This is a genomic window from Pseudoclavibacter sp. RFBG4, assembly GCF_002931515.1.
Taxonomy (GTDB): Bacteria; Actinomycetota; Actinomycetes; order Actinomycetales; family Microbacteriaceae; genus Pseudoclavibacter.
Genome location: NZ_PSYC01000019.1, coordinates 1 through 15,720, shown reverse-complemented (window position 1 = coordinate 15,720; position 15,720 = coordinate 1). Strand labels below are relative to the sequence as shown.

Below are 15,720 nucleotides of genomic sequence, written 5' to 3'. Positions count from 1 at the left end.
CCGTCAGCGTTGACGGTGGTTCGTGGGCCCATGCATCCATGGCGGCATGAGCGCGTAGAGATGGTTGGCGATCGTTTCCTCGTCGGCCTCGATCTCGTCGAGGATCCAGGCGGCGAGCAGGTGGGCGGCGGCGCTGGCGATGTAGCGCGAGGCGATGTCCGCGCGGACGCCGCGCGGGGCGCCCACCTCACTGATGTGGGCGGCGATCGGGGGCTCCATCGCCTCTTGGATGCGATGGGTTGCCGAGACCCCAGGGAGGCGGAGTGCGGCCCTGTAGAGCGCGCGGTGCTGCGCGAAGTGCCCGACGAGGCGGCGCTGGGAGTCGAGCATCGCGGCGTGTGGGTCGGTGGTGCGCGCGATGTTCGCCGTCGCCGCGATGTCCTCGAAGAGCGGCTCCTGCATCCGAAGCGCGAGGTCGCTGACGTCGGCGAAGTGCGTGTAGAAGACGGAGCGACTGACGCCGAGCTCACGCGTGATCGCCGAGACGGAGACCTCGCGGTTGTCGGCGCAGAGTCGCGCGGCGGCGTCGAAGAGCCCCTGGCGGGTGCGCTCAGCGCGCGGATCGCCGGAGGTCTTGAGGTTTTCGCGGACGACCGCGATGTCGGTGGCTTCGCTGCTCACGATCTGAGGTTAGAGCTTTTCTAGACATGTGTCTAGAAGATGATCGCGCTCCTGAGATTCAGCCCCAGCACGGTGTCGTCAAGCGTGACTGCGCCCGCAGAGGGTGCGGTCGATCTGTGTTCAAAAGGGCAGACCTTGCAGCACAGCTCTGACTCGTGCGCTGAGTTCCGACTGAGTCGCCCCTCGCCAAGCCCTCGAGGAATCCATCGACTAGGGCCAGTTCTACTCCTTGTTCCGCAGCGCTCCCGGACCCGATGCCTCTGCTCGAGGCTGCGCCCTCACAGGCTTCTCGTACGGGGAGCCGAGGGCATCGCCGACAGCGGATGCGAACACGGCACGGCGGGAGCGGTCGAGTTGAGCCGGGGTGAGCGTCGTGCGGTGAGTTCCCCCTGAACCTCCGACGAGCTCGCTCAGACCAGCTGGACGACGATGTCCTGTCCGTTGAAGTAGTTGGTCTGCAGGTGCACGGTTTCGAGCTGCGCGCCGACGGGGATGTCGATGACGGTGACGCCGCTGACCGTCAGGCCGGGGTTCACGGTGCTGAACCAGGAGTCCTCACCGACTGTGCTGAGCGATGACTCAGCCTCGTAGTACGCGTCACCGATGGTGCCGGAGACGCTGTCGGAGTAGAAATCGAACGGCGACGTGCTGCCGTTGAACGTGGTGAATCGAATCTCGCAGAACTGGCCAAGCGCGGTCTCTTCCAAGTATCCGCTGGCATATGAGTACGACGTCATGCCGCACGTCACAGCGTCGACGGTGAACGTGACGCCGTAATGACCGGTCACGGTCTGTCCGATACCGACCGGAGCCAAGACCTCGGGCTGCGCCTCTGGAGTAGTTTCCGGTTCTTCGACGGATGCGGCGGGGGCTGCCGATTCTGCGACGATCTCCGGTTCCGCGACGATCTCATCATTCTCGGCACCTGCGCTCCCCAGCGTCGCAATGGAGACGATGACGGCGGTCACGAAGGCGACCGTCGAGAGCCCCAGCGAAACACCGGCGACTGCCTTAGCGCGCTGCTTCTGAGCAAGCCCGATGATCGCGAGGACGAGCGCAACCAAGGTGAAGATCCAGGCGAAGAAGGACACCCCTGGAATGATCGCTGCCAGCATCCCCGCGATGCCGAACCCAAGCGCCGTCCAGGAGATCGCGCTCGTGGTGCGCGGCTGAACTGGCGCCGGTACGAAAAACTGCTGCTGCGGCTGGTTCGGGTGACCGTAGTGAGGGGCCGGTGGCTGCATCGACATCGGGGGCTCGCGTTCTCTTGCTGGGAATTTTCTGAATGATAGGCCAGATCGGCCCCCTCAGTACTCCCCGGGGAATCACAACGGGTTAGACCGCGTTCACGCGTTCTCCTCGACCCGTTCCTTCGCGGCGACCCGCTCCTTCGCCGCGACTCGAGCCGGCAGCAGCATCCCGATCGCGAAGAACCCGGCGAGCACGGCGCCCCAGATGATCGCGGCGACGATGCCGCCGACGAGGAACGGGAAGTTCCAGATGGCGATGATCAGCACGAGGACGAGCCCGATACCACCGGCCAGGGACGCGACGGTGACCCACGACGAGGCTGTGCCTTCGGCGGCATCCCGCTTGAGGCGCGCGCGGAAGGCGACGACGGCGAAGCTCGCGAGGGTCATCATGACGATGACGCCCACCGCGCCTGCGCCGGAGTACCAGGTGTAGATCTGCAGCACGGGGTCGAGCTGCGCAAGAGCCGAGACGACGACCACGACGGCGGTGATGATCGTCACCCACAGGGATGCGCGCGACGGGGCCGAGTGCTTCGGGTGCACGGCGGCGAGGGTGCGCGGCAGCACGTCGCGCTCCCCCAGCGTGAACAGGTAGCGGGTGACGATGTTGTGGAACGCGAGCATGCACGCGAACATGCTCGTCACGACGAGGACCTGCACGACGTCGGCCATGATCGGCGCGACCACCTCGCCCGCGAGGCCGACGACGACGCCGGCCGGATCCTCGTTCGAGAGGGCGACCGCGTCGTCGGCGCCGAGGCCCGCGATGACGAGCCAGGACGAGACGAAGTACAGCGCGCCGACGGCGATCACGGCGATGTAGGTGGCGCGGGGAACGGTGCGCTCAGGATCGCGGGCCTCGTTGCGGAAGACGGCCGTCGCCTCGAACCCGAAGAAGCCGAGGAACGCGAACAGCAGGCCGAGGCCCGGGGTGCCGGAGACGGCTTCGCTGATGCTGAACGGCAGCGTCGTGAGCTCCCGCCCGGATGCGAGCACGCCCACGTCGATGACGACGACGGCGACGACCTCGAGCACGAGGACGACGCCGAGCACCTTCGCGGAGAGGTCGATGTTGCGGTAGCCGAGGAACCCGACGATCGCGATCATGAGGCCCGAGATGAGCCACCAGGGCACCTGCATCCCGGTCCACAGCTCGAAGAGGTTGCCGGCCTGCACGCCGAGGTAGCAGGTCATCGACACGGTGAGCAGCACGTACGAGAGGAGGGCGATGGATGCGGTGCCCAGTCCCAGGCGTCGTCCGAGTCCGCGGTCGACGTACGAGTAGAAGGCGCCAGCGTCGGGCACGTGCGGGGTCATCCACGCGTAGCCGACGGAGAAGAGCAGCAGGATCGCGGTCGCGGCGAGCACCATGAGCGGTGCGCCGACGGAGCCGGAGACACCGAAGATGATGGGGAAGTTCGCGGCGACCACGGTGATGGGCGCGGCGGCCGCGATCACCATGAACACGATTCCGGGCACGCCGAGCTTGCGGGTGAGCGTTTGCGTCAAGGGAGTAGTCCTCTTCTCGGGCGAGCCGAAGAAGGGGTGTGGGGCTCGCGCGGGTACCTGAGAACTGTAGTGGGGTTGCGCGCACGCGGGTGCGCGGAGCCGAGCAGTGCGCGCTGGGCTTCGGGCTCTCTCTCTTCCGGCACCGTGGCCGATGGCTGCGGCCGAGAAGCGATGGCTGCTGCTGACAAGAAGAAGGCGTCAGTCGCCTCGGAGGTTCCCGACGACACTGCGATCGGGGGCGTCTGGCCCGCGTGGTGGCGTACGCCCTGGGGTGTCGGCGCCGCCGACTCTATTGCTGCGTTCGGTGAGTGCAACGAGCGCCAGGTGTCGGTCGGCGCTCCAGCAGACGATCCGCCCCTTGTGGTCCGTGTTGCGGGAGAGCACCCCGGCGTCGCAGAGCTGGGTCAACGCCTTGTGGGCGGCGACGTTGGAGACGCCGTGGGCGGTGGCGACAGAGTCGGTGGTGACAACTGGCTCGGTTGCCAGACGGCCGAGGATGCGCAGCGAGACCGCGTCGCGCCTGGGACGTGCGGGCGACAGCTGCTGCTCGGTGCGCCATTCGATGAGCTGCTCGAGGGTCTCTCCGTCGAGTCGCTGCACGTCGTCCGCGAGACGAACCGCATTGGCGGCCGCCAGCTCCGCGGCCTGAGAGAACGCGATGACCCATTCGTCGACGCGTCCCGATCGGTACTCGGTCAGCCCGTCGATGTACGCGTTCTTGGCAGCCGCGAAGACCGTGCTGATGGGGATGAGGATGTTGCGAAGGGCATCCGCGCGCTTGAGGACGGTGTGGATGAGGGCACGGCCGGTGCGCCCGTTGCCGTCGACGAAGGGGTGGATCGTCTCGAACTGCGCGTGCGCGATGGCGGCGCGCACGACGGGGTTCCCGTCGGTGGCGGTCACGAATTCGGACAGGTTGCCGATGAGGCGACGAACGTCCGTTTCGGGCGGCGGGACGAAGTCTGCGCGGAGGGGTGAGTAGCCCGGGCCGCCGACCCAGTTCTGCTCGGTGCGGATGCCGAGCCTGAGGCTGGGTTCGATGGTGTGCTGGAGCGCCTCGATGTCGGCGACTTGGATGGGTCGCGTGTGGTCGGCGAGGGCGGCGATCGCGTCTTCCGTGGCGCGCACATTGGCGACCACGTCGAGCGCTACGGGCTTGCCTTGGCGCAAGAGCTCGGCGATCGCCAGGCGCTTTGGCGTGACGCGGTTCCCTTCGATCCAGGATGAGGAGATGCTCTCGGATCGAATGAGTAGGTGGTTGAGGAATCTGCCACTTGTTCCTACGCGCTCGTCTGCACGAGTGAGTGCCTGGAGCGCGTCCTGCGCTGCGCGTTCGGCAGCCGGCGAAAGCGGAGTGAGGGCGGGGTCGAGCTCGTCTGGCACGAAGGCGCGGTAGCGGCCGCCTGCGCGGTCTTTCCGGCTCACGCCGAAGGTGTCCTGTGGTTCCCAGATGCGATCGACGTGGACCACGGGCTCTCCTCTCCATGATTTGGCGCGCGGGCAGTTGCTTAACTTTAGCGCGTTTAAAGTTAAAACTCACGGCACCGAGTCCAAGGTTACGTTTGGGACGGCCCTGGCGGGCGCAGGTCGATCGTCGGCAGAGCACCCGCGTCCGCCGCGCGCTTCGCGAGCAGCAGCATCGCGGTCGCGGTCGCGGTCGCGACGAGCATCATGAGCGGTGCGCCGACGGAGCCGAAGACACCCAACTAGGCGTTTCGCAGTTGGGAGCGGCAAAAGTGCCTCTCTCGAGTAGCTCGCCGTTGACGTCCACACCCCATCGCGTAGGCTCTTCAACGAAGACCCCGGAACGATCCCTGGCGCGAGCCACATCGCCGGGGTTTCGTCTTGCCCGACCGCCAGTAGGGTTCCGACCCTTGGCGCTGCGCGTGACGGAGTCATCGGAACCCTACTGGCGGACGTGATCACCTCACACTGGAGCTCGTTTCTCCGCGATCAAATGACCCGCACAGAAGACCGGTGACCTGTGCGCAACTGTGGGTGACTGCAAAAGAACTCGCGCAGCCCGCGCACGGGGCACCTTTAGTGATTTTCTCGCGCCTTCAGATTTGCCCCTTTAGACGGCGCAACGGCAGCCACCGCCGGTCTCCGACGTCGGCCTCCACCCGTAAGATGAAGAGGACGTGACCCCTTTAGTGCAAAGGGAAGAGCGCGCCAAGACCTGCTGGCCCCGAAGCAGCATGCGTGAAAGTTGGACATCCATATGGCGAAACTCAGTCTCAAGGCCGTCGAGGAGCGTGTTGCACCTCTGGCTGGGCGAGAGAACTACGACCGTGAGTTCATCTTCGATCTATTGCTCGCCTACGGGAAGCCTCAAGGGAACGTCACCCGGCTCCGTAACGGCTCGTTGAACGTCGCCCTCGACCCAACCACCGAGGTCGCGCAGAAGAACGTCGTCTACTTCAAGGACACCGCCGACGACGCGCTAGCGGTCATCGAGGACCTCAAGACGGCGCCGGCCGTGGTCCGCTTCAGCACGCGCTTCGTCATCGTGACGGACTACGTCGATCTCATCGCTCACGACACCAAGACGAACGAGACGATCGGCTTCCCGATCCGAGAGATCGACCAGCACTTCACCTTCTTCCTACCGTGGGCGGGCATGGAGAAGGCGCAGTACGTCGCGGAATCACATGCTGACGTCAAGGCCGCTGAGCGCATGGGCAAGCTCTTCGATGAGCTGCTGCAGGCCAACCCAGGGATCTTCGACGACGAGCGGGGCCGCCACTCGCTGAACATCTTCTTCACTCGACTGCTGTTCTGTTTCTTTGCCGAGGACACCGGCATCTTCACGGACAACCAGTTCACGAACGCAATTGGATCGCAGACACATGCCGACGGCTCGGACCTGGCGGAGTTCCTAACGGACCTCTTCGAGGCGCTAGACACCGCTGACCCTGTCGATAAGCCGAAGCACCTCGCTGATTTCCCGTATGTCAATGGCCGCTTATTCACGGTTGGCGCTGACCAGGTTGTGCCTCGCTTCACGAAGCAGGCACGCGCCGAGCTCATCGCTTCGGGCACGCTCATCTGGCGCGACATCAACCCCGACATCTTCGGCTCAATGTTCCAAGCAATCGTGACACCGGGCAAGCGCAGCGACCTGGGCCAGCACTACACCTCGGTCCCAAACATCTTGAAGACCATGGAACCCTTGTTTTTGGACGAATTAAAGACCGAGATCAACGGGGCGCAGGACAGTGAACGGCGACTGGTGCGGCTGCTGGATCGCATCGCGGCGATCAAGGTGTTCGATCCTGCCTGTGGGTCGGGCAACTTCCTCGTCATCGCCTACAAGGAGCTCCGCAAGCTAGAGCACGCGATCCTCGAGCGGCTCACCGAGCTGAGCCCTTCGCACCAGGTCCTATGGGCAGACTCGAAGATCACCATCGAGAACTTCTACGGCATCGAGATCGACGACTTCGCAGTCGAGGTCGCGATCCTCTCGCTCTGGATCGCCAAGCATCAGATGAACAGGGATTTCCGCGAGAAGTTCCGCGTCGAGATTCCCCTGATCCCTCTGAAGGAAACGGGGCAGATCAGGCCCGGCAACGCGACGCGGATGGACTGGAACACGGTCTGCACGAACGACGGCAACTCCGAGATCTATCTGATCGGCAACCCACCTTACGTCGGCGCGAAGGTGCAGACCAAGGAGCAAAAAGCTGATTTCGATTACGTGTTTGAACGACGAATGTACTCGAAGAACCTCGACTACATCGCGCTCTGGTTCGTCAAGGGGGCCGACTACATCGAGGGCACCCGCGCAGAACTCGCGTTCGTCACGACGAACTCGGTGGCGCAGGGTGAGCATGTCGGGCTGATGTTCCCAATGATCTTCGAAAAGGGCGTCGAGATCGGGTTTGCCTACACGTCGTTCAAATGGGAGAACAACGCGAAACGCAACGCGGGTGTGACCGTCGCCGTAATCGGCTTGCGGAATGCATCGTCGAAGCCGAAGCACATCTATACCGATGACTTGCAGATTTCCGCGGAGAATATAAACGGGTACCTTACAGATGGCGCAATGGTCTCAATTGAGCGCCGCAGGACTCCCCTCGGCCCACTTCCCGAGATGGCGTTCGGGTCGATGCCTCGCGATGGTGGGGGACTCATTCTGTCACCACTTGAGCGAGCAGAGTTGCTAGCAAGCGCTCCTGAAGCAGAGCCGTTCATCAAGCGATACGTTGGCTCCTCTGAAGTTATCAATGACGGCGAACGCTACTGCTTGTGGATTACAGATCATGAAGCTGCAACCGCACGTGAGATTCCTCCTGTGGCCGAACGACTCCGACTTGTCGCTGAGGAACGGTCCCACAGCAAAGCTGCTAGCACAGCGGCGTTCGCCGTCCAACCGCATCGGTTCGTGCAGATCAGTTACAAACCCACTAACTCGATCATCGTTCCAAGCGTTTCGTCTGAGCGGCGAAGGTACATTCCGGTTGGATATTTGGGTCCCGAATCCGTGGTATCGAATCTGGCATATGCGGTTTACGACGCAGAACCATGGCTTTTTGCGCTCTTGACGTCGCGTATGCACATGGCTTGGACTCGCGCGGTGGGCGGTCAACTGGAGACACGCCTCCGCTACTCCAATACGATTGTTTACAACAACTTCCCGGTCCTGCCGCTGTCGGAAACGGCGAAAGAGGAGCTGGCGCTGTCCGCGCTGCGGGTGCTCGATGTGCGCGAGTACCACTGCGAGCAGACATTGGCCGAGCTTTACGACCCGGTCAAGATGCCGCAGGACCTGCGCGACGCGCACGAGGAGATCGATGCCCTCGTCGACTCGATTTACTCGAAGAAGCCGTACGAGACCGATGAGCAGCGCCTGTCGGACCTGTTCGTGCTCTACGAGCGCATGACTGCCGAGGAGGCCATCAAGGCGCCGGCAAACAAGCCCCGAAGGACTGTGAAGTGACTGCGATCAACAAGCCCTTGAACATCGTCGACGTCACCTACGCACAGACGAAAGCCTCGGTGAATACCGACGCCCTTGGCATGCGCGAGATGCAGCAGCGCGTTTTCGCGCATCGTAATGCGCAGCACCTCCTGGTCAAGGCTCCGCCCGCGTCGGGGAAGTCTCGCGCGCTGATGTTCGTGGCGCTGGACAAGCTCTACAACCAGGGCCGCAAGAAGGTCATCGTCGCGGTGCCTGAGAAGTCGATCGGTGCCTCCTTCGCGCCGACGTCCCTCACCAGGTACGGATTCTGGGCGGACTGGGACATTAAGAACGAGTACAACCTCTGTTTACCGGGTTCCGACGTGGGCAAAGTGAGTGCGTTCATCAAGTTCCTTGAGGGCCCCGATGCGGTGCTCGTCTGCACTCACGCGACGCTCCGGTTCGCGTTCGAGAGAGTCGCGCCTGAGGCCTTCAACGGAGCGGTGTTGGCGATTGATGAGTTCCACCACGTCTCGGCCGATACCGAGACCTCGCGGCTGGGCGCGCTGCTGCGCGATGTGATGGACGGCTCGGACGTGCACATTGTCGCCATGACCGGCTCGTACTTCCGTGGCGACTCGGTGCCGGTGCTGTCGCCCGAGGATGAGGCGAAGTTCACGCCGGTCACGTTCAACTACTACGACCAGCTCAACGGCTATGAGCACTTGAAGTCGCTGGGTATCGGGCACCATTTCTACCAAGGGCGGTACACCGACGCGATCCACGAGGTGCTCGATCTCGACAAGAAGACCATCGTGCATATTCCAAGCGTCAACTCGAGCGAGTCCACGAAGGACAAAATCGAAGAGGTCGGCCGCATCATCGACGCGATTGGCCACGTGGAGTCGACGGACCCTGACACGGGCATCATCAGCGTGCGTCGCGTAGGCACCGACGAGATCGTGCGTGTTGCTGATCTAGTTGACGACACCGATCAGGTGAAGCGCGGCGACACGCTGCACTACCTGTCTCACAGGGCGTCGAAGGAGCGCGACGCGGTCGACATCATCATCGCGCTCGGCATGGCGAAGGAAGGCTTCGACTGGCCCTTTGCCGAGCACGCCCTCACGGTCGGCTACCGGGCGTCGCTCACCGAGGTGATCCAGATCATCGGGCGCGTGACTCGTGACAGCCCTGGCAAGCCGCACGCGCAGTTCACGAACCTCGTTGCTGAGCCAGATGCTTCGCAGGGCGAGGTCAAGGTGTCCGTGAACAACATGCTGAAGGCGATCACCGCCTCGCTGCTCATGGAGCAGGTGCTCGCGCCGAACTTCACGTTCAAGACGAAGAAGTTCGATGACGACGAGCCTGTGAAGAAGGGTGAGCTCAAGATCAAGGGATTCAAAGAACCTTCAAGCGACCGCGTGAAGCAGATCGTCGCGACCGACTTGAACGATCTGAAGGCGACGATCCTGCAGGACGACACCTTCGCCCGAGCAGCCGCCGGATCGGTCGACGCGGAGACGACCAACAAGGTGCTGATTCCGAGGATTATTCGCGAAAAGTACCCGGAGCTCTCAGTTGAGCAGGTGGAAGAAGTGCGGCAGCAGGTGGTTGTGGACTCAGTCATCAAGAGCGGCGAAGTACGCGAGGTCGGCGACAAGCGCTTCATCAAGATGGCCGAGAAATTCGTGAACATCGACGAGCTGAACATCAACCTCATCGACTCGATCAACCCATTCCAGCGGGCGATCGAGGTGCTGTCGAAGTCGGTCACCCCCTCGGTGCTGCGCCTCATCCAGGACACGATCGCTTCGACGAAGATCGAGATCTCCGAGGAAGAGGCACTGGCGCTGTTCCCGAAGATCAAGACCTGGAAGCAAGTCCACGGCAAGAATCCAGACATCCGGTCCGAGAACGCGGCAGAGAAGCGGCTCGCCGCGGCGCTGCTCTTCCTACAGAAGCTCGCAGCGCAGCGCAAGGCAGAGAAGGCTGTCACGGATACGGTGGTCGAGTGACGGAACACGACAGTACTGAGCCGGCGGTGCCGCTGAGCCTCGACGACATCCTCGACGACGAGCTGCTGATCGCGCCTGAGAAGCCGAAGAAACTCACCTCGTCGGACCGGCTCGAGCGGGCCTTTCTCGAGATCGTCGAGTTCCGGCGCGCTGAGGGGCGTCTGCCGAGTTCGCAGACTCGGGAGATCGCCGAACGTAAGCTCGGTGCCCGTCTGGACGGCTTCCTCGCCAACGAGGCGAAGGCGCAGGCGGTGCAACACCTGGACGAGTTCGGCCTGCTGGAGGCTCCGCAAGCGCCGGCGTCGCTTGACGAGTTGATCGAGAGCGAGGACCTCGACGAGCTGCTGGGTGACGAAGCGGGGATCCTCGACGTCTCAGACCTGCCCGTGATCAAGCGCCCTGAGTCGGCTGAGTCGATCGCGCAACGGGTCAAGGCCAAGGAGTTCGATGTATTCGAACCGCTGTTCAAGGCCAAGCACGCTGAGCTGGCTGATGGAACGTTCACGATGCGGGCGTTCACGGGCATGGATCTAATTCGCGAGGGTACGTTCTTCGTGCTCAACGGCGTCATGTGCTTCGTGGCGGAGATCGGTGAAGAAGTGGACCTCGTCATTGGCGGCAAGCCGAAGCGCAAGCAACGACTACGTCTGGTGTTCGAGAATGGCACCGAGTCAGCGATGTATGACAAGAGCCTTCAGACCCGCATGTACGAGTCCCAGGGGCAGGTGCTCGCGCGCGCCGGGTACGACGTCGACGACATCCTCGACACGGACATCGATAGCGGCCACATCTACGTACTGCAGTCGCTCAACACAGACCCCGTCATCGCCAACCTTGACAACCTGCACAAGATCGGCTTCTCCACTACGAGCGTCGAGCGACGGCTGCAGGGCGCGTCGAAGTCGCCGACCTACCTGATGGCCCCCGTCAAAATCGTCGCTGACTACCGGGTCTACAACGTCAAGGCATCGGCTTTGGAGAACTTACTGCACCGCGTGTTCGCGGAGGTTCGTCTCGATCTGACTCAGGTCGACCGCAAAGGTCGCAACTACGACCCGTCGGAGTGGTTCGTCGTGCCTCGAGACGCTATCAATCGGGCGGTTGCGATGATCATGTCGGGGGAGATAGCTGACTATGTCTACGATCCCGCGACTCGAGGCTTCGTCCGTCGTGGGTGAGATCCATCGCCGCTGAGCCCAAAGTAGCTTGTCGAGAAAGGTGCAACTCCTATGGCATACCCAACACTTGCGCTTCACCTTTTGATCTCTGCGCCGGGCGATGTGCCGGTTGAGGACATGGCGGTTGTTCGCAAGACGATCAGCCAGTGGAACCTGACGTTCGGACGAACGGTGGGGCTGACAGTCCTCCCCATCTCTTGGACCGAACATGCGGTTGCCGAGTTCGGCGAGCGTCCGCAAGCCATCCTCAACGATCAGATAGTTGATGAAGCGGACATGGCGGTCGCGTTGTTCCAAGACCGCTTGGGTACACCAACTGGCGAGGCAGAGTCGGGTACAGCCGAGGAGATCAAGGTCCTCGTAGAGGCAGGTAAATCAGTCGGGGTGCTGGTCAGCGCAGCTCCGCGTGCACCACTCCGTGGGCCAGCTCTGGCAGAACGTCTGCGTCTCAGTGAGTATCTGGATTCGATCAGGAAGAAGGCACTCGTTGTCGAGCACGCCGACAGGGCCGATCTCGTAGGGCACCTCAACAACTATCTGAGTCGGGCGACAGCACAGTTCCAACAGGCCGTCGAACTGTCGAAAGGCCGAGATCAGACTGAAGCTGCCCACGATCCCGCCGAGGGGGTCTGGCCGCGTGCCGAGGTTCGGGAGAGCGTAAAGACCGACTCCAAAGGACGCGTTCGAACACAACGCAACTGGTCACTCGTGCTACAGAACACCTCGAACGGGCCAGCCTCAAACGTGGACTTCAGCTTTGACGATCTTCCTGAGGACGCTTTCTTTCGAGTGATTCGCGAGGACGGCCAGCTCGGTACGATCCCGCCAGCCCAGGAGGCGCGGTTCCCATTGCTCCTTGCGATGGGATCGCCTGACGCCGTTGAATGCACTGTCACCTGGACGGATGCCAGGGGTGAACAACGGGAGACGCGCGCCACGGTCCGCACTTGAGAAACGGCGCGGTAGAGAACAGCGACCTGGATCAGCTAACCGTTCGTTTCTGAGCTGACGTGACGGTAGACCCAGCTCAGGTCAGGCACCGCGGCATTGCGGCGGCGATTCAGCAGGCTAAGCCGACGCTGCAGGCGAGGCCCGTCACGAGCTAAGCCTGGTCGGAATCGCTTTGGTCGAGCGCCGCCTTGCCACCTGCTACGGCGACCACGACGGCAACAGCAACAGCGGCCGTTCCCGCCACGACTTTTCCGAACATAGCGACCTTGGCGTTCCTGTCCTCGTTGTGCATACGCCTCTGCTCCGCGACTGCTTCAGCGATCTTGTTGAGGATCCAACGCTCGTCCTCGAGAGTGAGATTCTCCTTGTCGAGGCGCTTGATCAGGACACCGATCAGCGCCGCGTAGCCGTTGTGAACAGCGCGGGCGCTCTCATCGTTCGACTCCAGAGTCGCCTGATACGACCTTTCGATCGAGGTGACGGCATCTGTGGCCAGCTTGCGAAACTCCGGGAGTTGTTGGATCAGCTTGATCTGAGCCTCTGCCGACATGTGCTGCGCCGCGATAGCAAAGCGACTGAAGTTCTTCGTTGCGAGCTTCGTCAGGGACTCGATTTTGCGTTCTGAGGGGTTCTGATTCTGGGCGTCCTTGGGCATCAATACTCCAGGTCTCGGTGTTTCAGCAGCAGACGGGTTTGCCCGCTGACGGGTGTTTCGGTGGTGAGGTCTCGGTATGTCGAGCGCGTCCGGGAGCCGGCAGCCAGGTCTGCTCGCGTCGGAAAGCAGTGGAGCTGTGATCAAGCGATTGATGACGCGAGTTCGCTAAGGGGCTGAAGCGCGCCGTCTCGCTCGAGGGCCCAGAACTGTGACCCACTGATGTTGGTCACATCCAGCGATCGTGTTGCTTCATCGAGGTCGTCGAACTCGTGAATGCCATCGATCATCACGGTGCCATCTTCTGTGACGACCGCGTCAACGTCTGTCTCCAACTCGAGTGGCGCAAGCTGATCGCCTGGCAACAAGAGTCCCTGCTCAAGCAATGCCGCGAGCGACAACGTGGGAATTCCCACCTCCTGCGGTAGCGGCAGAGATGCGTCAGGGGCCGTGCTTCCTAGGTCTGGCCCCAAGCGAGCGAAGCCATCTCGGATGACTTGTGCGATGAGCGTGCGTCGCTGCTCAAGGAACTCGTCGTAGGGCAGCAAATGCCAGTCTCTGGGAAGGGCGTGCCAGTAATGCTGCTTGGCCACCCAGTCGGCGTTGCCACCGCGTTCGGCCAGCAGTTCTGGCCAGTACACGGCCGGTGCACGGTTCGAGATGCGCTGGTTGGTGTCCCAGTCAGTGGGAGCGAAGTTGGCGGCTTGGTTGATGCGCTTGTTGTCGATGGTGCCCAGGACCTTCTCCTGGTAGTCCCGGGGCACGAGGTGGTGTCCTTCCATTCCCTTGACCGTGGGTGTGGACGGATCCATCCACTCGCGCACCTTCATAGGGATCATGAACATGTCCGCGTCGAGTGTGTTCAGGGCAGCGAGGTAGCACTGGTAGACCGGCGACAGCTTGTGACTTGAGGACACCAGGAGCTGGGGTGCGTTGAACTCCCAGAAGTCGTTTGTGACGCTCACGCTGATGGTCGCGTCCACGAGCCGCAGGAACCCTTCGGCGTCGCGGTCCGCCAGGTCGGCGAACATATCGAGGTCCTTTTGAATCTGAGACTCGCTCGAGCCCGTGTACCGGCCTGTCAGCTGAGACATGAAGAACCATCGCGCAACCAGCGTACGCAGCTTTCGTAGCTCCACTCCGTACTGTGTGCGGCCGAGCAAGAAGATGATGTAACTGGCAACGATGTTCATGTTTGAGGTGATGCCCGCGTGGGACCTGAAACCGGCCAACTGGATGGAACGTATGAACTCGGTCCAGTGAAGGCTGTTGGTGACGACCGGCAACGCGTCTCGTAGTTTTGCGAGCTCTCGCTCCTGCTTGTCGCCGTCGACTCGCCCAGTCTGCCGGTCCTTGGCCTGCAGGTTCGCGTAGGCGTCGATGAGCTTGGCGCGATTCTGCCCAATGGCCACCATGACGCGAGTGACATGGCCAGTCTCGACGGCCAGGTATGCGTTCTTCGGTGTCCATGAGATCTTGGAGCCCGCCAGCTCGCTGGCACGCTCCGGCGTCATCCGTGAGTGTCGCGCGAATTCGTCAATCTGCTCCCGACCCTCCGGCCAAAAGACGCTCAACCAGGTCAGGATGTAGTCGTAGGCCTTGAGATTCACGCCCTCCGAGTTGATGCGAACGAACACGTCCGCGACAAGCTTTTTATCGACGTCTTTCTCGATGTGCACCACGTCAAATTGATACTTCTGCAGGTCGCCAAGCTTGCTGAAGACCCGCCGTATTTCGCGCGTCTGTTCGCGGCTGAGCTCTCGCCCGGCGGCTTCCAACCCTTCGATGTAGTCGTCGGTCGCGTCAATCGGGGCATCGAACACCGTCGCGATGTTCTCGATCCACTCAGAAGACCTGGCGGTCGCGGCCGTGGCCACCTCGAATCTCTCCGTGAACGGGTGGAATGAGATCCGGATGGACTTGCGCTCGTAGTTGTCGTTCTGGACAGCGAGGCCTTTCATGGCCGCGTAGAGGCTCGTCAGCCGCTGCTGTCCATCAACAATCTGGTGTGCGGCCGCAATGCGGGCTTCGCCCGCTATCGCTCGCGTCGAGTCTTCCGCCGCGACATCCCAGAACATCAGGGCGCCGACGGGATATCCGCGGTACATCGAGTCGAAGAGATCTCTGACCTTCGTAGCAGGCCAGACGAACGGGCGCTGCAAGTCCGGAAGACTGATGCTCCCCTGATGTACGCCCGCGACCAGCTGGCTGACCTGCCAGGAAACGGTTTTGAAGATCGCAGACATGTGTCTCCCATACGTAGAAGAGCTGATTCGAACGACGAGGTCACCCACGAGCTCTGTGCACAGCGATGTGACGCCGCACGACTCCCATCAGTATGGTCGCAAGAATTGGTCTGAAACACTTCTCCGGGTAAATCTGTTCACGGTGTCCCTCGAAAGGCCACGGTCTCCCCGTCATGGGCGGACAGGCGAGACAGCAGACAAACAGTCACGGCAAGAACTTGCGCCCAGAACGCTCCAGGGGCTCCTGACTAAGCAACAACACCGCGCAGTTCGGTCACCAGGCCGGAAGTACTCCACTACCTCACCCCGCCCCCCCCCCCCCCCCCCCCCCCCCACCTTTTCCCCCCCCGCCCACTTTCCCGTCCCGCGGGCTGGTATTTTCCGGCCCCCCC

At 62.3% G+C, this 15,720-nt stretch carries 11 protein-coding genes; 4 read left to right on the top strand and 7 right to left on the bottom strand.

The genetic code is table 11. The features are described 5' to 3' along the window. Positions 1–3: 3 nt before the first annotated feature. The 5 genes from C5E10_RS04485 to C5E10_RS19055 all read right to left on the bottom strand — a co-directional run bounded on the left by C5E10_RS04485 (position 4) and on the right by C5E10_RS19055 (position 5,089). Positions 4–621, bottom strand: coding sequence for a TetR/AcrR family transcriptional regulator (locus C5E10_RS04485; protein ID WP_104330627.1), 618 nt, complete (start codon positions 619–621; stop codon positions 4–6). 410 nt (positions 622–1,031) lie between these two features. Continuing rightward, positions 1,032–1,871: a DUF4352 domain-containing protein gene (locus C5E10_RS04480; RefSeq protein ID WP_104330626.1), complete on the bottom strand. Its 840-nt coding sequence runs from the start codon at positions 1,869–1,871 to the stop codon at positions 1,032–1,034. A 96-nt stretch (positions 1,872–1,967) separates the two neighbouring features. Further along, positions 1,968–3,383 (bottom strand): APC family permease, encoded by a 1,416-nt coding sequence (locus C5E10_RS04475; RefSeq protein WP_104330625.1) that lies wholly within the window; start codon positions 3,381–3,383, stop codon positions 1,968–1,970. A 198-nt stretch (positions 3,384–3,581) separates the two neighbouring features. Further along, the gene (locus tag C5E10_RS04470; protein ID WP_104330624.1) at positions 3,582–4,853 is read right to left on the bottom strand and encodes a Fic family protein; all 1,272 of its coding nucleotides are present in this window, start codon (positions 4,851–4,853) and stop codon (positions 3,582–3,584) included. A gap of 86 nt (positions 4,854–4,939) precedes the next feature. Beyond that, on the bottom strand, positions 4,940–5,089 hold the full coding sequence (locus C5E10_RS19055; protein ID WP_181062641.1) for a hypothetical protein: 150 nt from the start codon (positions 5,087–5,089) through the stop codon (positions 4,940–4,942). Positions 5,090–5,604: 515 nt separating this feature from the next. On the opposite strand from C5E10_RS19055, the gene C5E10_RS04465 reads away from it, so the two are divergent. Genes C5E10_RS04465 through C5E10_RS04450 form a run of 4 tightly spaced genes read left to right on the top strand, consistent with a single transcriptional unit; the run spans position 5,605 to position 12,430 of the window. After that, positions 5,605–8,322 carry a DNA methyltransferase gene (locus C5E10_RS04465; RefSeq protein WP_104330623.1) on the top strand — a complete coding sequence of 906 codons (2,718 nt, stop codon included), beginning with the start codon at positions 5,605–5,607 and terminating at the stop codon, positions 8,320–8,322. Further along, complete coding sequence (locus tag C5E10_RS04460) at positions 8,319–10,301, top strand: DEAD/DEAH box helicase (protein WP_104330622.1); 1,983 nt, start codon at positions 8,319–8,321, stop codon at positions 10,299–10,301. Before C5E10_RS04465 ends, C5E10_RS04460 begins: the two co-directional genes overlap by 4 nt. Further along, positions 10,298–11,479 carry a GIY-YIG nuclease family protein gene (locus C5E10_RS04455; RefSeq protein ID WP_219820320.1) on the top strand — a complete coding sequence of 394 codons (1,182 nt, stop codon included), beginning with the start codon at positions 10,298–10,300 and terminating at the stop codon, positions 11,477–11,479. The genes C5E10_RS04460 and C5E10_RS04455 overlap by 4 nt, the downstream gene beginning before the upstream one ends. A gap of 51 nt (positions 11,480–11,530) precedes the next feature. Then, positions 11,531–12,430 (top strand): hypothetical protein, encoded by a 900-nt coding sequence (locus C5E10_RS04450; RefSeq protein WP_104330621.1) that lies wholly within the window; start codon positions 11,531–11,533, stop codon positions 12,428–12,430. Between the two features lie 151 nt (positions 12,431–12,581). Here C5E10_RS04450 and C5E10_RS04445 read toward each other — a convergent pair whose 3' ends face one another. Then, positions 12,582–13,085 (bottom strand): hypothetical protein, encoded by a 504-nt coding sequence (locus C5E10_RS04445; protein ID WP_104330620.1) that lies wholly within the window; start codon positions 13,083–13,085, stop codon positions 12,582–12,584. Between the two features lie 140 nt (positions 13,086–13,225). Beyond that, on the bottom strand, positions 13,226–15,328 hold the full coding sequence (locus tag C5E10_RS04440; RefSeq protein ID WP_104330619.1) for a DUF262 domain-containing protein: 2,103 nt from the start codon (positions 15,326–15,328) through the stop codon (positions 13,226–13,228). Positions 15,329–15,720 lie beyond the last annotated feature (392 nt).

Coding starts and splice junctions, on each gene's coding strand:
- C5E10_RS04480 (WP_104330626.1), bottom strand. CDS start 1,871: ATGTCGATGCAGCCACCGGCCCCTCACTACGGTCACCCGAACCAGCCG.
- C5E10_RS04465 (WP_104330623.1), top strand. CDS start 5,605: ATGGCGAAACTCAGTCTCAAGGCCGTCGAGGAGCGTGTTGCACCTCTG.
- C5E10_RS04450 (WP_104330621.1), top strand. CDS start 11,531: ATGGCATACCCAACACTTGCGCTTCACCTTTTGATCTCTGCGCCGGGC.
- C5E10_RS04445 (WP_104330620.1), bottom strand. CDS start 13,085: ATGCCCAAGGACGCCCAGAATCAGAACCCCTCAGAACGCAAAATCGAG.
- C5E10_RS04440 (WP_104330619.1), bottom strand. CDS start 15,328: ATGTCTGCGATCTTCAAAACCGTTTCCTGGCAGGTCAGCCAGCTGGTC.